Raw genomic sequence first — 20,018 nt, 5'->3', positions numbered from 1 at the left:
GGCGGAGGCATTTTCGATGGCGCAGGAAGACAGCATTTTCATCGGCGCTAGCCGAAAGCCTGACGATAGCTATCAACGCCCCGAAGAACTCCTGCTGAAATACGGAAACCGCCACGGACTTGTGACCGGCGCGACGGGCACCGGCAAGACGGTGACGCTGCAGGTTCTGGCCGAGGGCTTTTCGAATGCCGGCGTGCCGGTGTTCTGCGCTGACATCAAGGGCGACCTTTCGGGCGTCGCAGCAATGGGCGAGCCGAAGGATTTCCTGGTCGCGCGCGCCGAAGCCGTGAAGCTCGATCCATATGAATTTCGGGAGTTCCCGGTCATTTTCTGGGATCTCTTCGGCCAGCAGGGACATCCGATCCGGGCGACGATCTCCGAAATGGGGCCGCTTTTGCTCTCGCGCCTGATGAATCTGACGGATGCGCAGGAAGGCGTCCTGAACATTGCGTTCCGCATTGCCGATGAAGAAGGCCTGCTGCTTCTCGATCTCAAGGATTTGCAGGCGCTGCTCGCCAATATCGCAGAGCGTGCCGGTGAAATCGGCTCACGCTACGGCAATGTCACGAAGCCTTCGGTCGGCTCTATCCAGCGTTCGCTGCTGGTGCTCGAACAGCAGGGCGCGGCGAATTTTTTCGGCGAACCTGCGCTGAAAATCGCCGACATCATGCGCACGACGGCTGACGGTCGCGGCGCGATAAATGTGCTGGCAGCCGACAAGCTGATGATGAACCCGCGTCTCTACGCGACATTCCTGCTCTGGCTGCTTTCCGAGCTTTTCGAGGAACTTCCCGAAATCGGCGATCCGGACAAGCCGAAGCTGGTGTTCTTCTTCGACGAAGCGCATCTCCTGTTCGACGACGCGCCGAAGATCGTCGTCGACCGCGTGGAGCAGGTGGTGCGCCTGATTCGTTCGAAAGGCGTCGGTGTTTACTTCGTCACGCAGAACCCGCTCGACATTCCCGACACCGTGCTGGCGCAGCTCGGCAACCGCGTGCAGCACGCGCTGCGCGCCTATACGCCGCGCGAGCAGAAGGCCGTGAAAACGGCTGCCGACACGTTCCGCCCGAACCCGGATTTCGATTGCGCCAAGGCGATTACCCAGCTTGGCGTCGGCGAAGCGCTGGTCTCAACGCTGGAGGCGAAGGCGGTGCCTTCCATGGTTCAGCGCACGCTTATCCGCCCGCCATCCGCCCGCGTTGGCCCGATCACGCCCGAAGAGCGCGCAAAGCTGATCGCCTCCAGTCCGGTCGGCCATCTGTATGACGAGACGATCGACCGCGAATCCGCATTCGAAATGCTGCAGAAGAAGGCGCAAGCAGCGCAACAGGCGCAGCAGGAAGCCCAGCAGCAGCCGCAGGAGGCGGGCGGGTCACGCTGGACGCTTCCCGATTTCGGTGGCGGCAACACGCAAAACCAGACGCCGACGACGCGAGGCCGCACCACAGCACCGCGCGGTTCCAGCCGTCAGACGGTCGCCGAAGCGGCCATCAAGTCGGTCGTCCGCTCGGTCGGCTCCTCGGTCGGTCGTGCGATCGTGCGCGGAATTCTGGGAAGTCTCACCAAGGGTCGCTAATTTAAATCTGACAGGGTCGCGCATGCCCGAAATATCCAGCCTGCTCGCATTTGCGCTGATCGCGCTCGGCATGGTGCTGACGCCCGGGCCGAACATGGTCTATTTGATTTCGCGATCCATATCGCAAGGCCGTAAGGCGGGCCTGATTTCGCTTGGCGGCGTCGCGCTCGGCTTCGTCTTCTACATGCTGTGCGCGGCTTTCGGCATAACGGCGCTCGTCGTCGCTATTCCCTATGCCTATGACACGCTGCGCTTTGCGGGTGCGCTCTATCTGCTTTATCTCGCCTGGCAGGCGGTGCGGCCCGGCGGCCGCTCACCGTTTCAGGTGCGCGACCTGCCGGTAGACAGCCCGCGCAAGCTCTTCATGATGGGTTTTCTGACCAATCTGCTCAACCCGAAGATCGCGGTCATGTATTTGTCGCTGCTGCCGCAATTCATCGATCCGGCGGTTGGCAGTGTTCTGACGCAGTCGCTTACGCTGGGATTGACGCAGATCGTCATCAGCGTCGGCGTCAACGCGCTGATCGCGATGGCCGCAGGCAGCATTGCCGTGTTCCTGGCGGGAAGGCCGATGTGGCTGGTTGTGCAGCGCTGGATTATGGGGACGGTTCTGGCGGGGCTCGCGGTGAGGATGGCGACTGAGGCACGGCGGTAGGACGCACTTCCTATAGAGAATCGCGGCCCGCCAGAGACGAGCCGCGAAATCGAGATCAGGCGGTGCCGACGCCCGAAGTAACCACGATGGGCGAGCCGTTGGGCACGCGGTCGTAAAGGTCCATCACGTCCTGGTGCATCAGGCGTACACAGCCCGACGAGACGGAGCGTCCGATGGATTTCCATTCGGGGGAGCCGTGCAGGCGGTAGAGCGTGTCTTCGCCATTCTGGAAGATGTAGAGGGCGCGGGCGCCGAGCGGGTTGGTGAGGCCGGGCGGCATGCCGCCATTGTCGACGCTCCATTTGCGGAGCTTCGGATCGCGCTGGATCATTTCTTCTGGCGGTGTCCATTTCGGCCATTTGCGCTTCCACTGCATGACAGCGCGACCGGACCACTCGAAACCAGCACGGCCAAGGCCGACACCATAGCGGATCGCCTGTCCGCCGGGGCGCACAAAATAGACGTAGTGACCGCCGGTATCCACGACGACTGTGCCGGGCGCTTCGCCCGTCGGGTCGGCGACGATCTGGCGAAGCAGACGGCGATCGATTTGCTCGAATGGAATGCCGGGAACCGAATATCCCTCATCCACGACCGGCGCATACATTGTGGCGTAATCGGGCAGTGGCGGCTCGGTCGGCACGGGCCGGACTGAGTAGGATGCGCTGCGTGGCGCAGTCGTCGTGCAGGCCGATAGCGTTACGGCAGCAAGCCCGGCAGCCGCCGAGCTCAAAAAGCCGCGACGGCTTAACTTCGAGGGAAATTCCGGACTGTCGGACATGTTGCTGAGTGCTTTCACTAATTATGAACGGTCGTGACACTTGCATATCGGGGAAGTTGCAAGTCTTCAAATCACCAAATCGATAGGTGGCCTCAAATCGGGCGCGATGGTGAAGAAAAAATGGCGAAGATACGACTGGCGTTAAGATGTTGCATTTCAGCAACACTTATTTCAGCCGTCCAAAGCCCACTTATTTGAAATCCAGCATGCCCTTCAGCGAGGGCAGAATGAGCGACGGCTTGTAGTCGGCATATTCGTCCGGCTGGTTGCCGCGGTTGATCCAGACCGTGCGGAAGCCGAACTTCGCCGCGCCCGCAATGTCCCATCTATTCGAGGATTGGAACGAGATCGCCTGCGGATACAGCCGCCAGCCGGTCGTCACCAGATCGTAGACGGAAGGGTCGGTCTTGAAGCGCTTGACCGCGTCCACCGAGAATACCTCATCGATCACCTGATCGAGCGCGGCATGTTTCACTGCCGATTCGAGCATGCCGGGCGAGCCGTTGGAAAGTATCGCGAGCCGCGCGCCATCGGCTTTCAGCGCTTTGAGCACGGATGGCACTTCCGGGTAGCAGTCGAGGTTCCAATAGGCGTCCAGAAGCTTGGCCCGAAGCCCCGAATCGACATTCGGAAATTGCGAGAGCGCGAAATCCAGCGATTGCTCGGTCAGCGCCCAGAAATCCTGATACGCGCCCATGAGGGTGCGAACCCACGAATATTCGAGCTGTTTGGCGCGCCAGATTTCCGAAAGACGCTGGCCGTCGGGGCCGATCGTATCGGCATGACGGCGCACGGCGGCATGGACATCGAATAGCGTGCCATAGGCATCGAAAACGTAGGCGGAGTGGCTCATATTTCTGTCATTCTATGATCGGGACCGCGTAAAGGCCGCGGTCCCGCATTTCCGATTCGGTACGTAGCCGGCAAGGCTGGACCGATGGTTTTCCTGTTACAACGGTTGACCTTCGCACGCAAAGGATCAACCATCGGGGCAAGTCAATCGAATACGGATAGAGCATCTATGAGCCTTGCGACACAAGCGCTGAGCACAACCTGGACCTATGTCGATGGCGACTGGTACGAGGGAAATGTCGCGATAATCGGGCCGCGCAGCCACGCAATGTGGCTTGGATCGACGGTGTTCGACGGCGCCCGCTGGTTCGAAGGCGTCGCGCCCGATCTCCAGCTTCACGCAGAGCGCGTCAACGCATCGGCCATCGCGCTCGGTCTCAAGCCCACCATGACGCCGGACAAAATCGTCGAGCTGACATGGGACGGGTTGAAGAAGTTCGACGGCAACACGGCAGTCTATATTCGCCCGATGTATTGGGCCGAGCATGGCGGATATATGGGCGTTCCGGCCGATCCGGCATCGACCCGCTTCTGCCTGTCGCTTTATGAATCGCCGATGCTGGCACCGACCGGCTTTTCGGTCAGCGTTTCGCCGTTCCGCCGCCCGACCATCGAAACCATGCCGACCAATGCGAAGGCGGGTTGTCTGTATCCGAACAACGGACGTGCCATTCTGGAAGCCAAGATGCGCGGTTTCGACAATGCGCTGGTTCTCGACATGCTTGGCAATGTCGCCGAAACGGGCTCATCGAACATCTTCATGGTGAAGGACGGGCATATCTTCACGCCCGCCGCCAACGGCACTTTCCTTTCCGGCATCACGCGGGCGCGCACCATGGCGCTTCTGGCCGATTACGGCTTCCGCACCACGGAAAAGACGCTGAGCGTGCGCGATTTCCTGGAAGCGGACGAGATTTTCTCGACGGGCAACCATTCCAAGGTCGTTCCGGTGACAAAGATCGAAGATCGCGACCTGCAGCCGGGTCCGGTCGCCAAGAAGGCGCGTGAACTCTATTGGGACTGGGCGAAATCGACGCCGGTGGCTTGAGTATTTTATTTCGCAGATAGGCAGGACTTTGCGGAAAAGCGTCTGCCGTTTTTCATAAACTTGATCTACAGAGTACGGATCATTGGTGCAGGGGTTGTTCGGCAACGAATGCACCATATGTCTGTGCTGTATAGAGATCAGAATTGCCAATAAGGGAGTACGACCATGGCTTTTGAATTGCCCGCTTTGCCTTATGATTATGAGGCCCTTCAGCCCTACATGTCCAAGGAAACGCTCGAATACCACCACGACAAGCACCACAAGGCTTATGTGGACAATGGCAACAAGCTTGCGGCGGAAGCCGGTTTGGACAACCTCTCGCTTGAGGAAGTCGTCAAGCAGTCGTTCGGCAAGAATGCCGGTCTCTTCAACAACGCGGCACAGCATTACAACCACGTCCATTTCTGGAAGTGGATGAAAAAGGGCGGCGGCGGCAACAAGCTGCCCGGCGCGCTTCAGAAGGCAGTCGACAGCGATCTCGGCGGCTATGACAAGTTCAAGGCGGATTTCATTGCCGCCGGTACCACGCAGTTCGGTTCGGGCTGGGCGTGGCTTTCCGTGAAGAACGGCAAGCTGGAAATCTCCAAGACCCCGAACGGCGAAAACCCGCTGGTTCACGGCGCATCGCCGATCCTCGGCGTCGATGTGTGGGAACACTCCTATTACATCGATTACCGCAACGCGCGCCCGAAATACCTCGAAGCTTTCGTCGACAATCTCATCAACTGGGATTACGTGGCAGAGCTTTACGAGAAGGCCGCTTAATCAAGCGCATTCGCGACTTTCAGAAAAACCCCGGCATTGTCCGGGGTTTTTTGTTTTTCGGGTAAATCACGTTGATCACGCAACCGTGAAGGGAACTCTGAAACGTTTTCGGCCATTTTCAGCGCAGGCCCCTAGGCAGCTTTCTGCAACCCCGGAGTGCGACGTGAAAAAAACCATTCTAGCCATTTCTGCTCTCGTTTTTGCTGCGTCTGCAGCCATTGCCGATCCGATCGCGGATCGCGAAGCTCTCATGAAATCCTTCGGCAGGTCGGTTGGTGCTTTGGCGCCGGTCGCAAAAGGCGAAAAGCCTTTCGATGCAGCAGAAGTTCTGGCCGCACTCACCACGCTGAACGAAGACGCGCAGAAACTCGACGTCGAGGCGTTGTTCCCGGAAGGCAGCACGAACGATGAATCAACCGCTTCGCCCAAGATCTGGGAAGACAAGGCGGGCTTTCAGGCAGCCGTAGATAAATACAAGGCCGATGCGGCGGCAGCAGTCGCGGCAGCACCGGGCGATTTGGAAGCCTTCAAGGCCGAATTCGGCAAGGTCACGTCCAATTGCGGCACCTGCCATCAGGCATTTCGCATAAAGAAGGGCTGATGGGCATCGCAAGAGGCATCACGCTTGCGGCGGGCGTCGCGCTCGTCGTCGGGGCTGGTGCCTTCTGGCTGCTTTCGGCTCCGCAAAAGCTGGAAGCGGCGACCATTGCAAAGCTGACGCCCGGAGACGCTGCAAAGGGCGAGCGCATATTCTGGGCGGGCGGTTGTGCCTCCTGTCACGCGGCTGCCGGTGCAGAGGGCGATGCACTGCTGCAACTTGCCGGTGGGCGCGAACTCAAGACGCCGTTCGGGACATTCGTACCGCCCAATATTTCTCCCGACCAGAATGACGGCATTGGAAGCTGGTCGGCAGAGGATTTCGCCAACGCCATGCTGAAAGGCGTGTCGCCTTCCGGCGAGCATTTTTACCCGGCCTTTCCATACGCGTCTTATGCCCGCATGACGCCGGAAGATGTGTCAGACCTTTTCGCCTATGTGAAAACCTTGCCGCCGGTACAGGGCAGGGCCGCGGAAAACGACCTGTCGTTCCCCTATTCGTTCAGGCGCGGCGTTGGCTTGTGGAAGCGGCTTAATCTTTCCGCCGAGCCTGTGGCCGCTCTGCCGAATGATGCCGAACCGCAGGTGATGGCCGGGCGCTATCTGGTCGAAGGGCCGGGCCATTGCGGCGAATGCCATACGCCTCGCGATGCGATGGGCGGAACCGACAAAAGCCAGTGGCTGGCAGGTGCGGTCGCGGCTGAAGGCGGTGGCGTGGTGCCAAACATCACGCCAGAAGGCGGCATCGGCGAATGGTCGGCAGGCGACATCGAGAACTATCTCGAAACCGGCTTCACACCGGACTTCGATTCAGTCGGCGGCACGATGGTCGATGTTCAAAAGAACATGGCAAAACTGACCGGCGAGGATCGCGCGGCGATCGCGGCTTATTTGAAGGCGATTCCGGGTCACGCGAATGGGTATCCGGCGCGGCGGTGAGGGCTGAGTAGTGCTCTACTTAACACCCCTCTCTGTCCTGCCGGACATCTCCCCCCTTGAGGGGGGAGACTAGCTTTCATCGATGATTTCGCAAATCTTGATCGTTACAAAACGAAAGCCGACGGAGCTGATAGCTGTTCTCCCCCCTTGTGGGGGAGATGTCCGGCAGGACAGAGAGGGGTGCTAAGTCAAGCGCAGCCTCGAAATTCCCTAGCCTTTAGTCCGCCTTCGCCATTCCCCCACTCCGTCCGCTTCGCGGCCACCTCTCCCCCACTTCGTGAGGGAGAGGAAAGGCGTCAGGCGTGCGAAGGGTAGTTCACATTCGAAGTTGCACATTGTAGCGCGGACGTCACCACCACTCCTTCCTCTCCCCTACGCAAGTGGGGGAGACGTGGCCGCGTAGCGGGCGGAGTGGGGGCGTTCCGGCAGTGCTCAAACGATTGTTAAGCTGTCGCCTTGCCAACCACCTTCAGCGCAAACGCATAGGTAAACGCGATCTCCTCAAGTCGCGAAAAACGGCCAGAGGCCCCGGCATGGCCTGAATCCATGTTGATCTTGAACAGGACGGGATTGTCGCCGCTTTTGCGTTCGCGCAGGCGCGCGGCCCATTTCGCGGGTTCCCAATAGGTGACGCGGGGGTCGGTCAGGCCCGCGACTGCAAGGATCGGCGGATAATCATGCGCGCCGACATTGTCATAGGGCGAATAGGCCGCGATGGTGCGGTAATCTTCCTCGGAAATGATAGGGTTGCCCCATTCCGGCCATTCCGGCGGGGTGAGCGGCAAGGTCTCGTCGAGCATGGTCGCGAGCACGTCCACAAAAGGCACTTCGGCAATGATACCGCCGAACGCGTCGGGTGCCATATTGGCCACCGCGCCCATCAGCATGCCGCCTGCGGACCCGCCCTGCGCGACGATGCGATCATGGCTGGTGTAGTTTTCTGCCACGAGATGGCGCGCCGCGGAAATGAAGTCGTGGAATGTGTTGGTTTTTTTAGTGCGCTTGCCCTCGTCGTACCAGGAATAGCCCTTGTCCTTGCCGCCGCGAATATGGGCGATGGCATAGACGAAGCCGCGATCGGCCAGCGACAGGCAATTGGTGTTGAAGGACGCCGGGATTGCGATGCCGTAAGAGCCGTAGCCGTAAAGCAGGCAGGGCGCGCTGCCGTCGAGCGGCGTATCCTTGTGATATAGTAGGGAGATCGGCACCAGTTCGCCATCATGCGCAGGTGCGAGCAGGCGGCGCGTGACGTAGTTTTCGGGATCGTGGCCGGAAGGCACTTCCTGCGTTTTCAGGAGAGTGCGTTCGCGGGTGCGCATATTGTAGTCGAAGAGCTGGCCGGGCGTGGTCATCGACGAATAGGAAAACCGCATCATATCGGTGTCGTATTCGTAGGAGCCGGAAAGTCCGAGCGAGAAAGCCTCTTCCTCGAAGGAAATCAGATGCTCTTCGCCGGTGGCGCGTTCGTGAATGACGATGCGCGGCAGGCCGTCCTTGCGCTCCAGCCGCACCATGAAATCCTTGAAGCCGAGTACGGAGAGGATCAGGCGGCCGGGTTCATGCGCGACCAGTTCCTTCCAGTTTTCGCGGCCCGGCGCATCGACCGGCGCGGTGACGATCTTGAAGTCTTTTGCGCCATCGGCATTGGTCAGGATGAAAAAGACGTCGCCGCCTTCTTCCAGATCATATTGCAGGCCGGGCTCACGCGGCACGACGATCTTCGGCGTTCCTTCCGGGTCGTCGGTCCTGAGCAGCCGATATTCGGATGTTTCATGGTCGTTGATGCCGATGAATATCCAGTCATTGCGGCGCGAGCCACCGACATTCATGAAGAAGCCGGGATCGGTTTCCTCATAGATCAGGCGGTCTTCGGCAGTATCGCTGCCCAGCGTGTGGAAGAAAATTTTCGACGGGCGATGGTTCGCATCGAGGCGCGTGTAGTAGAAGCCGTCATTGCTGGCGTTCCAGACGCCGGAGCCGCCGCTGTCGGCGATGTGGTCGGCAAGGTCAGAACCGCTTTCTATGTCGCGAACCGTCAGCGTGTAGAATTCCGAACCCTTGTCGTCATAGGCCCAGAGCAGGCGCTTGTGGTCGCCTGAATGATCGACGCCGCCAATGCGAAAATAGGCTTTGCCTTCACCCTCTGCATCGCCATCGAGAATGATTTCCTCTGCGCCGCCATCGCGCGGGGTGCGGAAATAGCGCGGCTGCTCGCCGCCCTTCTTGAAAGACGAGCCATAAGCGAAGGGGCCATCGCGCATCGGCACGGATGAATCGTCTTCTTTTATGCGGCCCTTCATTTCCTGAAAAAGCGTCTTCTGAAGTTCGCTCGTGTCGGCCATCAATTCGGTCTGGTAGGCGTTTTCTGCTTCCAGATGCTGGCGGATCGCGGGGTCCAGAACAGCCGGATCCTTGAACACGTCCTGCCAGTTAGGCGCGCGCAGCCACGCATATTCATCGACGCGCGTAATACCGTGTCTAGTGTCGTAAACGGGATGTTTTTCAGTTTTTGGAGCGGCAGCGGCGGCAAAAATCGTATTTTTGGTCATAATTTCTCTTATATTTGGCGATTTATCGGCTTCCAACAAGGAAAACGCCGGATTGGCAAAGTGGCGCAGGTAGGGCTGGTACGGCCAGTTTCAATAGTTCAATTAGCGGTGGTGAATATAAAAAGACAGCTTCCTGTCGTCACACTGTTTCCATCTGCTTCATACTGAATGGGGATCGCAAATAACAAGATTAGTTACGTTGCGAAAACTTTCACGTAGCAACATATTTATTACTGCAACAAAAAGTTTGAATTGACTCATCTTTTAATGGGGATCATTAGAAGGACGCGATACGAATCGCGTACACGATTGGTTGTACTGCGCGTGTTTTGCAACTTGAATTCTAGAGTACGATACATTTCAACATATGCCGAGGCCCAACGAAAATGGACGTTTCTGAACAACCCTCAAGAAACAGCGACATGCTGATTGAGCTTACTGCTGACGTTGTTGCTGCTTACGTAAGCAACAATCCGGTTCCTGTGGGCGAGTTGCCCAATCTGATCGCTGATGTTCATGCGGCACTCGGTCGTGTCGGCGGCACTGTGGAAGCGCCTGTGGTGGACAAGCAGAAGCCTGCGGTCAACCCGAAAAGGTCCGTTCATGACGACTATATCGTCTGCCTTGAAGACGGAAAGAAATTCAAGTCGCTGAAGCGCCATTTGATGACTCACTACGGTCTGACCCCTGATCAGTATCGTGAGAAGTGGGGTCTCGATGCGACCTATCCAATGGTTGCTCCCAATTATGCCGCGGCTCGTTCGCAGCTTGCCAAGAAAATGGGCCTGGGCCGCAAGGCCAAACCACGTACGAAGTAAAACGTCGTCGGGGGGCCTTATATCTTCAAGGGCGTCGCAAGACGCCCTTTTCTTTTTGTGCGCGGCGGTTTGCGTTCACGCGGCAAATGATCCTTTCCAAGAAGCCGGTCCAGCGCCTGTTTGAGCGCGATGTGACGGTTCAGATCGTAGCTCCAATGGCGATTGACGCCTCTCAGGCGCTCACGCTCTATCGCCCGCGTCAGCTTTTCGATGAGCTTGCGACGCGTCTCGCCTTCGGCGTTCAATAAATCCCCGAAATCGATTCCGCATGCGAGCTGCAGCGCTGCCATTTGTCTGGCGTCGCCGGTCTCGCCCAGCTTTTTGACGCGAAACGCCTCGAACTCGCTTCTGATATTTTCTGCAATCGACATGATCTTCCCTCGTCTTTTCGAGGTCGACTATCGCGCCGGCTGGAGACAGGGGGAGAAACGAGTGCCAAACGAACAGTGGGGATTTTTATTACTCACGTTTTTTCAATGACTTGACGATTCACTGTCGGCTCTTTTGATCTTGTTTTGTTCACATCTTCGTTTCGCCGCGATATAAGAACTTATTCCTATTCACAGGAGGAGGTTCGGTGAAGTCGATATGCAGCGCGCTTGAGGAGGTGAGGCAGGAGGATACGACCTATCCCGCCTATGTGTATGGTCCTGCCGTTTCGCCTTCGGCACGGCGCGACGAGCGGGCGATGGAGATATGCGAAGGCATGATCGACATCTCGGCGGCGCTCTTCAACGTATCGAGCAAGGATTTGCGGCAGGGCGGACGCTCGGCCGCGCAGATAACGCGCGTGCGCCAGATCGCCATGTATGTGACGCACACGATCCTGCAATTGAGCATGAAAGAGGTGGGGCGCTGCTTCGGGCGGGACAGGACGACGGTCGTCTATGCCTGCAAGACCATCGAAGATTTGCGCGACGATCCCGATTTCGAAAGCGTTTTGGCAATGACGGAAAACATCGCGATTGCCGCATTCCGCAACCGGCTGGAGGTATAGAGATGAACGACAGCAAGGCTGCGAGCCGAATTCTGATGTTTCTCACCAAAGGCACAATTGTCGCTGCGGACATGGCCGATGCGGGCAAACTCATGCTCGATGGGGGAGATCGCGGGGCGATTTCGGTTTCGCGCGACGATATTGAAGCGCTCGCCGCAGGCGGGTTTTTGACGCGTGAGGCAAACAAGGTTTCGCTTTCGGTCAAAGGAGTGGCCCACGTAAAGTCTGTGCGTGCGGATGTGCTGGGCGCTGCAACGCTGGAACTCGAACCGGCAATCATTGTTGCGAATGGCGCGGATGCCGTGGCCCTGGTCAATCTGTCGGAATCGCCGCTCGGGCAATTGGTGCGGCGCAAGGCGCGCGACGGCAGGCCGTTTTTGACCGGTCGCGAATATGATGCAGGCGAGCGCCTGCGTGCCGATTATACGCGCGGGCAGCTCATGCCGCGTCTCGGCGCGAACTGGATGGCGGGTTTGGCGTCCGGCCGGCGTGTCGGCGGCGCTTCGGGTGCGGTCGAGATCACGGAGGCAGCCCTTGCGGCGCGCCAACGGGTCGACAATGCGATCCGCTCAGTCGGGCCGGAGCTTTCGGGCGTGCTGATCGACGTTTGTTGCTTTTTGAAAGGGTTGGAAAAAGTCGAAAGCGAGCGCGGCTGGCCGATACGCTCTGCCAAGATCATTCTGAAAACAGCGCTTGGCGTTCTAAGCCGCCATTACTACCCCGAAAGAGCGGAAAAGCCGCGCGGTTCCGTGCTGCATTGGGGTGCCGAGGGCTACCGGCCGAGTATCAGCTAGGCAAGCGCGTCGGTCGCATCACGCTTGATGCGCTTGACCATCGAGCGCAGGCCGTTGGCGCGCTGCGGGGAGAGATGCTCGTCGAGGCCGAGGCCGCGCAAGGTCGCTTCGGCATCGATCGCCATGATTTCGCTGGCTTTGCGGCCAGAGAAAAGCGCCAGCATGATTGCGACGAGGCCGCGAACGATATGGGCGTCGGAATCGCCGCGAAACTTCATGACCGGATCCTGGCCGTTCCCCGCATCCGTGACCAGCCAGACCTGGCTGACGCAGCCCGGCACCTTGTAGGCATCGTCGCGCAGAGCATCGGGGAAGTCGGGCAGGGCTTCGCCAAGCTCGATGACATAGCGATAGCGATCTTCCCAATCGTCGAGGAAGGCGAAATCGTCCTGTATGGTTTCGATGGTCTGGATCGTCTCGGTCATGAGCGGGATATAATAGCGCCGGGCGGGTACGTCACGGAAAAAAGAGGACGCACCCAACCTCAATGTGCAGGGCGCGGGGTCGGCACCGGCTGCGGCAGGGCTTCGAATGCGGGTGCCTCGACGGCGTGCTGCTCATGACCCTGCGCTTCCGGCACGCTGCCGGTGGTTGCGACATCCGGCTGGCCGAACTGGGTGTCGAGCATTTCATAGGCGATGCGGGCGCTTTCCTTGGCGCGGACGCCGACCGTCTGCATGACCGATTGCCCGGCTTCGCAGACATCGGGCTTGCGCTCGCAGATGCCGGAAATGTCACCGATGGCTTCCTTCGCGGCGAAGAATGCCTGTATCGCGCCGATGGTGGGTTTGTCTCCTTCCTCGCCGCCGCCCAATGGCAGGATGAGGAGGACGACTGCAAACCAGAATGCTGCCTTTATAAGAAAGCCCATAGCCTTCCCTCTCGTCATGTCGGACCTTGCTTGCTCGCCAAGGTCTCTCTTGTTTGAGGCGATAGTGACACAGCAATGCGAAAGACCGCTTTCTGGTGCCATGCAAATTTGCTTCAAATTTTAATTGATCGGTCCTGTGCGGCTTTTGACATAAGCCTTAAAAACCAGGGTCATAAAGCATTAACCAGCCAAGTTTTTGTTTTCTTTCGAAAGAGGGTGTGTTGCCCACTGGTTTCGAGGCCGTTTCGGACGCTCCAGGCGGTGCGATTTTAATAAACGCTCCATTTACCATGCAAACAAACTGACGTGATTTTGGCTCGCAACACCCCATTATTCAGAGGGAGAAAGCCCGTAAATGGCCTGCGCTTTATCGTTTCCTTAAACGCTGGGTGCGAGTTTCGGACTTGTAAGAACGGGCCACCCATTCTCCTTTTTTGAGGTGCCCATGTGCGAGTGTGTTATTTGAGTTCATTTGCCAAAAGAACCGACGATCTCCTGCGCGCTGTCTCAGAGGGCTGCGAACGGCTGGTGCATCCGTCCATCGAAGGCGAGAAGGCGCGTGCGCGTCATCGCCGGTTGATCGGACTTGTGCTGGCATCGCCCTTCCTTATCGGCGGCGCGATCGCGTCGTTCATGCCATTACAGATCGGCGTTGCGGTGACGCTTGCCGCAATCTGCGCGACTTTGGGCCTCGGCTGGCTCGGCGGATTGACCGTCGCCTCTCGCGGCGCTGAGCGCCCCGTGGCGATTGCGGCACTTGTTGCAGGCACGATTGCGGTTGCGATGATTATCGCATCGGCGGGCGGGCTTGCCTCGCCGGTCAGCGTTCTTCTTTTCGCATTGCCTTTCGAGGCTTTCTGGATTTCGCGCAGCAAGCGTGGCCTGCAACTGGGCCTGGGCGCTGCTGCGGCGGCGATTGCCCTGCAGGCATTTGCGGGTGCGACGCTGTTTGCTGCAGCACCCGCCATCAGCGCCTGGCATTGGCTCGTTCCGCTGGCCTATGGCGCGACGCTTCTGCCGCGTCTGCGCGGCGGCTTCGCATTCGAGACGGCAACGCCGGAGCGGCAGGATGCGGCGCTTGAGACGATCATCGATGCGGTCGTGCTGCGCATGGCGCGCAATGGCGAGGTGATGGAAGCCTCGGACAAGTCGCGCACCATGCTGCAATTGCCGCAGGAATGCCTGTTCGGTACCGGCCTGTTCGACCGTATCCACATTGGCGACCGCATTGCCTATCTCTGCGCGCTCTCAGCGCTGCGCGAAGGCAAGGCGGCCAGCCGTGCGGAAGTGCGCATCAGGCTGCCGCGCTTGGTCGAGGGCGGCGCGGACAATTACCGTCCGTTCCTCATCGAAATGCTGAATGAAGGCGCGCTTGGCGACGGCTTCACGCTGCTGGTTCGCGAGAATGACGAAATCAGCGATCTGCGCGCCGCATTGGCCGAGGCCGACCAGAAGAAGGACAGCCTCGAAATCGCCAAGGGCAATTTCCTGGCGGCCGTAAGCCACGAATTGCGCACGCCGCTGAACGCCATCATCGGCTTTTCCGACATGCTGCTGCATGAAATGTTCGGCAAGTTCGCCGACCCGCGCCAGAAGGAATATGTCGATCTGGTGCGCCAGTCGGGCAATCATTTGCTGGCCGTAGTGAACTCGATCCTCGATGTGTCCAAGCTTGAGGCGGGCGCTTATGCGACAAATCCGGAGCCGTTCCGCTTCCGCGAGGCAGTGGAAATGTGCGAGGCGATGGTGCGCCTGCCTGCCTCGGAAAAGCGCATCGCGCTGGCAACCGACATTGCGGCGGACGTTTCCGAAATCCATGCAGACAAGCGCGCCGTGCAGCAGGTGCTCATCAACCTCGCATCGAATGCGATCAAGTTCACGCCGGACAACGGCCAGGTGACGATCGGCGCGCGCCGTGTCGGTTCGCGGCTGCATTTCTGGGTCAGCGATACAGGCATCGGCATTGCCGAAGACGACCTTTCGCGGATCGGCAAGCCGTTCTGCCAGGTGCGCAACGACTATACGCGCCAGTATGACGGCGCAGGCCTTGGCCTCTCGCTGGTCAAGGGGCTGGTGGCGCTGCATGACGGCACCATGTCCATCGAAAGTGCGCCTGCTGAAGGCACGACGGTAACGATCAGCCTTCCCGTCAACGGCCCGGCAAGCTATGCGGAGGCACGGCGCGGCGAACTGGCGACACTGCCGCTGGAAAAGACCAAAGAGGAAGTACATGGCCCGTTCCGCAAGGCAGGCTAAGAAGCGGGTGCAGCAACGCCCCGGCGTGCTGCATGACGGCGCGGCAGCGCTTGGCGGCTTCGTCTCGCGCAACCCGGTGCTCGTCGGCGGCTCGACGGCGTTTCTGGTAGCACTGTTCTATGTCTCGGCAAATGCGCTGTGGTATCAGCCGCATGCGCATCTGGGGGCTTTCTTTGCGACGCGCGACTTCATGCCGGTGCCAACCGTCAGCCGGGTCGAGCAGGAGCTCGCGGACGAACCGGAAACCACATTCCAGATCGAGCGCCCGGCTGAGCCCGTCGAAGAAGTGCGCGGCGGCGACCCGCTTATCGCGCGCGTGCAGACCATCCTCAAGGAACTTAATTTCTACAGCGATGCGGTGGACGGGCTTTCCGGCCCCGGCACGCGCCGGGCAATTGCCGCCTACCAGACCAAGATGGGCCTGAAGGCATCGGGCGAGATCGACGCAGAATTGCTGGACCAGCTTGGCGCATCCGAAAAGCAGGCATCCGCACCGCCGACACCGACACTGCGCCGCGACATCACCAATGCGATCACGCCGCCGAAGCCCGTTGCCGAGGTGAGGCCCGAAGCGCGTACCGCCAAGATTCAGGAAGGCCTGCGCGCCTTCGGAAATGAAGGCATCGAAGTGGACGGCAAGATCGGCGCACGCACGACCGCCGCCATCAAGGAATTCCAGTCGCTGTTCGGCTTGAGCGAATCCGGCCAGCCGGACGAGGCCGTCTATGTGAAGATGAAAGAAATCGGCCTTATCAAATAGGCTGATTGCCTGTTGACTCAGTGCTTCGATCGGCTGAATTCTGCCTCTTCTCAGAGGCGCCCAATGACCACGAATTACACAAACGGCTTCATCCTTGTCTCGCCGGACAGCACCGCGAAAAGCGGGCAGGAGCCTGCGAAGGCCGGTTCGGTCGGGGCAATCCAGTATGCGATGCTTCGGGATGCGCCGTATAAACTCACCAGCGACGATCTGCTGTTCCTGACCCACGCCAAGCGCGCGGACATTGCGGAAGCGGATTGGCCTGCCGCGCGGCAGGAGTTCTTCTCGAAGCCGAAGGCCTGCCTGCGCGCTTCGCCGCTGGTGAAGCAATTCGGCTGGGGTCTGCACCATGACGAAAACAGCCGCGTCGCGCTCTATGGGGTGGAGACTGAGGAATATCGGGGTTTTGCCGGACGCAAGGATTTGAAGGTGGTGAATGGAATGCGCAGTAGCCGGACATAGTGCGCTTCCTCTCCGGCTCGCAATTGCTGCCCGGCCAAGCTAAAAGCCCTTCGACATCAGCTTTCAGGAACAGCCATGCGCGTTACGACCGATTTTTGGGTTTCGGCCATGATACGCCGGGTGTTTGGCGCTGGCGGGTTCGCGGCGGTGATCAAGCGCGGGGCGACGGAGGCGGGGGCGGTGTTTGTGCTGTGCCGGGGGCGGATGGGTGAGGCCAGTCTTTACGGGCCTGCACCGCAGGCAAGCTATGACAGCGCGCGCCCCGATGACCGGCAGTTCACCAAGCTGGCCTTCGATGAGGAAAGCGCCATCGATGCGCGTCTGGAGAAGGAAAAGCGTTTTGATTCCGACATCTGGATTATTGAGCTGGAGGCAGGGAGTGAACCGGTTGAGGATTTGCTTTCGCTGACGGAGCTTTAGCTTTCGTTTTATGGAAATGCCGGCGGGACAGCGCCCCCCTCTGTCCTGCCGGACATCTCCCCCACAGGTGGGGAGATTGGCAGCTTCAATGTTGCCACCGGACTTGCAACGCTCACGATTGGCGAAATCGGAAATGAAATCCGATCTCCCCACCCGTGGGGGAGATGTCCGGCAGGACAGAGGGGGGCGCTGTCCCGCTAACGGTTCTATCTAAAAATGAAGGACTCCAGCGCGATCTGGCGTTCCGGAATGGATCGTGGCCCGCGATGGCACCCTACGACGCCCGGAATTGCTTCGAGCCGGGTTTGTCGCTTTCGCCTTTCCATGAGCGCACGCGGTCCTGCGCGGATTCCTGCCGGAGAAGGCGGAAGCGGCCGAGGAACAGGCTTATCGCTTCGCGGTTTGGGAAATGCGCGGGGAATATCGCCATGGTGATCAGGAAGGCTTCTTCCTCGCTGAGATCGAGCGCGCGAAGGGCGGTGAGCAGGGATGAATAGCCCGTCGCCTCGACGATGAGGCGGGCGCGTTCGAGATCGAGATCCAGCGCTTCGGCAAGGGCGATCTCGACGAAGGTCGCGTTGCCCTTGAGCGAGGTCTCGCGGAGATTGACATAGGCGTCGCGGTCGAGCCGGGGCGGGGCGGTCTTGGCCGGACGCATCATGTCGCGAAGACGCGCGCGCACTTCCTCTGCCATGGCGCCGGGAACGGGGCTCTGCGGCTCTTCGATGGCGTCGGGGTCGGCATCAGCGTCGTCTTCGTCCAGCGCATCATTGAGTCCGGTGGCGCGCTGCAGGGCGGTTGCCAGATGCGCGATGCTGGGATTGAGGTTCAGGCGGCGCGAAATCGCCTTGGCGTGGGGCAGGCCATGCGTTGCGATGAGCGTGATCAAGTCGATTTCGCGCAGCGCATTCGAGCGGATAAGGAGGGGGGCCGCGATGTCCACCGGCTCGCTGCAAAGGCGCAGGACGAGGCTGTGGGGTGCTGTTTCGCACTCCGACAGGGCAGCGGAGACGAAGCGCAGCGATTCCTGCGAAACCTGATCGAAAAGTGGAAGGGTGAGGTCTTCGAGCTTGCTTATTTCCTGCTTCGATGGACGCGGCAGGGAACAGAAAGCGGAAACCGCGGCGCGAAAAAGTCTTTCGGCTTTTCCAGCTTCGCCCTTCAACGCAATCTGCCTGAAATCTGATGATGACACAAAGTACGCTCGACTCGAAAAACTGCAACACTCCGTGCCTGTGTTGCGCGTGCAATGCAGGGGGAGAAAGCTCAATCTAGAGGAATTTTGTTAGCAGACTGTTAACTCTCTGATGGCCTTATCGACAGTGGAGGCGTTGCGTGACTGCTCCGGTCCGGGCTGATGTCGGATTGAAGTGATACCGACCTGCAAACGGCATGGCCAGACCTGAATCTCGATTAAAACCGAACGAGAGAGGGCGCATACCATGAGTATCATACTGGCATTCGTACCGCGAAGAACGGCACAGAACGCGCCGAAGACGGTGCGCGACACACCGGCATCAATCATCATATTTCCGGGCGTTCGTTACGAGCGCGAAAAAGCTGCGGAAGGCGTGATCGCTGGCCGGACAGGAAGCGACCACGGACGACGCCCTACTGCTCGGCGCTGACGGGCAGGGCAGTCGTGCAGGTGGTGGCGGAGAGAAAGCCTTCGACGGCTTGCTTCCATGTCGCGTCCGGCACGAAGCTTCGCACAACCACGATGCCTTCCTCGACGGGGGCTTCGACGAAAATCGACTTTTCGAATGCGGGCGGCAGATCGTTGCGCAAAGCCAGCATCTGCGTCGGGGTAAGCACGACGAAATCGAGCGTACCATCGGTCGAGGTGTGATCGTTGAAACTGTAGATGTTCTGTCCCGCGCGGTCGTAGACCGAGGCAGACCAGAAGGGCACATTGCCCTGCGCGCGCAACTGTACGGGACCATCGGTCAGGTCGAAGCGGCAGGATGAGGCATAAAACAGCGGATCGACGGATTTGACGACAGGTGCAGTGCCTGCCTCCGCATCCAGCCGCGTCATGCGATAAAGACCGGATTCCATTGCCAGCCGCGACCATGCATCCCGCTCCGAAAATTGCGGCACGAGGAACAGCACCGCAATGTGGACGATGCATGCGCCGAGCAGGCCGAGCAGGATTGCATAGAGCAGCCTAAGCATTGCAAGCGGCCCTCACGATGCGCGGTAACTGGATGCCGCTGAGGCCGGTGCTGGAGGCGACGGGCGTGTCGTAGAGCGTCAGCACCAGAAACATCGGGCCGTTTCCGTGGACGGCGAGCCAGTTTCCGGGCGAGGGCTTGCGGCCTGCGTTAACGGAGAAAGTATCGCCATCGCCGCGCAGGATTCCATAGGAATGAAGGGCCGAGGCACCGGCGCCGCTTGAGGTGATGGCGGTCAACGAACGGTCGGTGGCGTAAAGCGTCCAGAAGCGCGAGGTCGGCACCTTGCCTTCGATCACATAGGCGCATTCCTGGCGCAGAATATTTCCCGACGCGTCTTTTTCCGCGATGAAGGACAGGCCTTCGGCGCGGCCCAGCGCCAGAACGCCTTCGCGCGATATGCGAGCTTTGGTGTAGGGATCGGCATCAGGCGTGCCGATGTCGGGGAAAGCGACCCAGCTTCCAACCGCAATTGCGCCGACGCCCTCTTGCGCCTTCAGCGCGTAGGACAGGCTGGCTGCACCGCCGCCAATGGCGATGAGGGCCGTGATGAGGATCAGGATTGAATTTTTGAGCATGAATGCCGAGGTTAAAAACGCGCCTGTAGGCATACCCGAGACTATTTGCAAATTCTACCCTGCCGCGCCTCTTAGAGCGATTCCTGTTTTGATGGAATCACGAGGCGCCCCCCTCTGTCCTGCCGG

Annotated in this window: 23 protein-coding genes; 14 read left to right on the top strand and 9 right to left on the bottom strand. The window is 59.5% G+C overall.

Annotated features, from left to right (window positions below):
* Positions 1-16: 16 nt before the first annotated feature.
* Together ABFT80_RS20880 and ABFT80_RS20875 are read left to right on the top strand one after the other, a co-directional pair.
* Entirely contained in the window at positions 17-1,576 is a 1,560-nt protein-coding gene (locus ABFT80_RS20880) for a helicase HerA-like C-terminal domain-containing protein (protein WP_347973886.1), read from the top strand.
* A gap of 22 nt (positions 1,577-1,598) precedes the next feature.
* Positions 1,599-2,231 carry a LysE family translocator gene (locus ABFT80_RS20875; RefSeq protein WP_347973885.1) on the top strand — a complete coding sequence of 211 codons (633 nt, stop codon included), beginning with the start codon at positions 1,599-1,601 and terminating at the stop codon, positions 2,229-2,231.
* A 55-nt stretch (positions 2,232-2,286) separates the two neighbouring features.
* On the opposite strand, the gene ABFT80_RS20870 is transcribed toward ABFT80_RS20875, so the two are convergent.
* Complete coding sequence (locus tag ABFT80_RS20870; protein ID WP_347973884.1) at positions 2,287-3,012, bottom strand: L,D-transpeptidase; 726 nt, start codon at positions 3,010-3,012, stop codon at positions 2,287-2,289.
* A 190-nt stretch (positions 3,013-3,202) separates the two neighbouring features.
* The gene (locus ABFT80_RS20865; RefSeq protein WP_347973883.1) at positions 3,203-3,865 is read right to left on the bottom strand and encodes a haloacid dehalogenase type II; all 663 of its coding nucleotides are present in this window, start codon (positions 3,863-3,865) and stop codon (positions 3,203-3,205) included.
* Between the two features lie 168 nt (positions 3,866-4,033).
* On the opposite strand from ABFT80_RS20865, the gene ABFT80_RS20860 reads away from it, so the two are divergent.
* From ABFT80_RS20860 to ABFT80_RS20845, 4 genes are all read left to right on the top strand, one after another.
* Positions 4,034-4,912 (top strand): branched-chain amino acid aminotransferase, encoded by an 879-nt coding sequence (locus ABFT80_RS20860; RefSeq protein WP_347973882.1) that lies wholly within the window; start codon positions 4,034-4,036, stop codon positions 4,910-4,912.
* A 165-nt stretch (positions 4,913-5,077) separates the two neighbouring features.
* Entirely contained in the window at positions 5,078-5,677 is a 600-nt protein-coding gene (locus ABFT80_RS20855) for a superoxide dismutase (protein WP_347973881.1), read from the top strand.
* A gap of 163 nt (positions 5,678-5,840) precedes the next feature.
* Entirely contained in the window at positions 5,841-6,278 is a 438-nt protein-coding gene (locus tag ABFT80_RS20850) for a c-type cytochrome (protein WP_347973880.1), read from the top strand.
* Positions 6,278-7,213: a cytochrome c gene (locus tag ABFT80_RS20845; RefSeq protein ID WP_347973879.1), complete on the top strand. Its 936-nt coding sequence runs from the start codon at positions 6,278-6,280 to the stop codon at positions 7,211-7,213. Before ABFT80_RS20850 ends, ABFT80_RS20845 begins: the two co-directional genes overlap by 1 nt.
* Before the next feature lie 443 nt (positions 7,214-7,656).
* Here ABFT80_RS20845 and ABFT80_RS20840 read toward each other — a convergent pair whose 3' ends face one another.
* Positions 7,657-9,762, bottom strand: coding sequence for a S9 family peptidase (locus ABFT80_RS20840; RefSeq protein ID WP_347973878.1), 2,106 nt, complete (start codon positions 9,760-9,762; stop codon positions 7,657-7,659).
* Positions 9,763-10,148: 386 nt separating this feature from the next.
* Here ABFT80_RS20840 and ABFT80_RS20835 point away from each other — a divergent pair, with 386 nt between their 5' ends.
* Positions 10,149-10,580, top strand: a complete 432-nt coding sequence (locus ABFT80_RS20835) for a MucR family transcriptional regulator (protein ID WP_347973877.1) — start codon at positions 10,149-10,151, stop codon at positions 10,578-10,580.
* A gap of 17 nt (positions 10,581-10,597) precedes the next feature.
* On the opposite strand, the gene ABFT80_RS20830 is transcribed toward ABFT80_RS20835, so the two are convergent.
* Positions 10,598-10,951: a cytoplasmic protein gene (locus tag ABFT80_RS20830; protein WP_347973876.1), complete on the bottom strand. Its 354-nt coding sequence runs from the start codon at positions 10,949-10,951 to the stop codon at positions 10,598-10,600.
* Between the two features lie 206 nt (positions 10,952-11,157).
* On the opposite strand from ABFT80_RS20830, the gene ABFT80_RS20825 reads away from it, so the two are divergent.
* Together ABFT80_RS20825 and ABFT80_RS20820 are read left to right on the top strand one after the other, a co-directional pair.
* Positions 11,158-11,577 (top strand): helix-turn-helix domain-containing protein, encoded by a 420-nt coding sequence (locus ABFT80_RS20825; RefSeq protein ID WP_347973875.1) that lies wholly within the window; start codon positions 11,158-11,160, stop codon positions 11,575-11,577.
* A gap of 2 nt (positions 11,578-11,579) precedes the next feature.
* Positions 11,580-12,371, top strand: coding sequence for a DUF6456 domain-containing protein (locus tag ABFT80_RS20820; protein WP_347973874.1), 792 nt, complete (start codon positions 11,580-11,582; stop codon positions 12,369-12,371).
* On the opposite strand, the gene ABFT80_RS20815 is transcribed toward ABFT80_RS20820, so the two are convergent.
* Both ABFT80_RS20815 and ABFT80_RS20810 read right to left on the bottom strand, forming a co-directional pair.
* Positions 12,368-12,796 carry a SufE family protein gene (locus tag ABFT80_RS20815; RefSeq protein ID WP_347973873.1) on the bottom strand — a complete coding sequence of 143 codons (429 nt, stop codon included), beginning with the start codon at positions 12,794-12,796 and terminating at the stop codon, positions 12,368-12,370. The two genes, ABFT80_RS20820 and ABFT80_RS20815, sit on opposite strands and share 4 nt — an antisense overlap.
* 59 nt (positions 12,797-12,855) lie before the next feature.
* On the bottom strand, positions 12,856-13,242 hold the full coding sequence (locus ABFT80_RS20810) for a DUF5330 domain-containing protein (RefSeq protein WP_347973872.1): 387 nt from the start codon (positions 13,240-13,242) through the stop codon (positions 12,856-12,858).
* Between the two features lie 462 nt (positions 13,243-13,704).
* On the opposite strand from ABFT80_RS20810, the gene ABFT80_RS20805 reads away from it, so the two are divergent.
* The 4 genes from ABFT80_RS20805 (at position 13,705) to ABFT80_RS20790 (ending at position 17,140) form a co-directional block, all read left to right on the top strand.
* Positions 13,705-15,498 carry a sensor histidine kinase gene (locus tag ABFT80_RS20805; RefSeq protein ID WP_455189978.1) on the top strand — a complete coding sequence of 598 codons (1,794 nt, stop codon included), beginning with the start codon at positions 13,705-13,707 and terminating at the stop codon, positions 15,496-15,498.
* Complete coding sequence (locus ABFT80_RS20800) at positions 15,473-16,258, top strand: peptidoglycan-binding domain-containing protein (protein WP_347973871.1); 786 nt, start codon at positions 15,473-15,475, stop codon at positions 16,256-16,258. The genes ABFT80_RS20805 and ABFT80_RS20800 overlap by 26 nt, the downstream gene beginning before the upstream one ends.
* Positions 16,259-16,321: 63 nt before the next feature.
* Entirely contained in the window at positions 16,322-16,720 is a 399-nt protein-coding gene (locus ABFT80_RS20795) for a DUF6157 family protein (protein WP_347973870.1), read from the top strand.
* Positions 16,721-16,795: 75 nt separating this feature from the next.
* Positions 16,796-17,140: a DUF1491 family protein gene (locus ABFT80_RS20790; protein WP_347973869.1), complete on the top strand. Its 345-nt coding sequence runs from the start codon at positions 16,796-16,798 to the stop codon at positions 17,138-17,140.
* A 274-nt stretch (positions 17,141-17,414) separates the two neighbouring features.
* On the opposite strand, the gene ABFT80_RS20785 is transcribed toward ABFT80_RS20790, so the two are convergent.
* Entirely contained in the window at positions 17,415-18,335 is a 921-nt protein-coding gene (locus ABFT80_RS20785; RefSeq protein WP_347973868.1) for a hypothetical protein, read from the bottom strand.
* Between the two features lie 247 nt (positions 18,336-18,582).
* On the opposite strand from ABFT80_RS20785, the gene ABFT80_RS20780 reads away from it, so the two are divergent.
* Positions 18,583-18,768 carry a hypothetical protein gene (locus tag ABFT80_RS20780; protein ID WP_347973867.1) on the top strand — a complete coding sequence of 62 codons (186 nt, stop codon included), beginning with the start codon at positions 18,583-18,585 and terminating at the stop codon, positions 18,766-18,768.
* On the opposite strand, the gene ABFT80_RS20775 is transcribed toward ABFT80_RS20780, so the two are convergent.
* Both ABFT80_RS20775 and ABFT80_RS20770 read right to left on the bottom strand, forming a co-directional pair.
* The gene (locus tag ABFT80_RS20775; protein ID WP_347973866.1) at positions 18,752-19,315 is read right to left on the bottom strand and encodes a DUF1254 domain-containing protein; all 564 of its coding nucleotides are present in this window, start codon (positions 19,313-19,315) and stop codon (positions 18,752-18,754) included. The genes ABFT80_RS20780 and ABFT80_RS20775 overlap by 17 nt on opposite strands.
* Positions 19,308-19,892: a DUF1214 domain-containing protein gene (locus ABFT80_RS20770; protein WP_347973865.1), complete on the bottom strand. Its 585-nt coding sequence runs from the start codon at positions 19,890-19,892 to the stop codon at positions 19,308-19,310. Before ABFT80_RS20770 ends, ABFT80_RS20775 begins: the two co-directional genes overlap by 8 nt.
* Positions 19,893-20,018 lie beyond the last annotated feature (126 nt).

Source organism: Foliimonas ilicis (genome assembly GCF_039939195.1).
Taxonomy (GTDB): Bacteria; Pseudomonadota; Alphaproteobacteria; order Rhizobiales; family Rhizobiaceae; genus Foliimonas; species Foliimonas ilicis.
The sequence above is the reverse complement of the archived record's forward strand: the minus strand, read 5'-3'. Positions and strand labels throughout refer to the sequence as shown.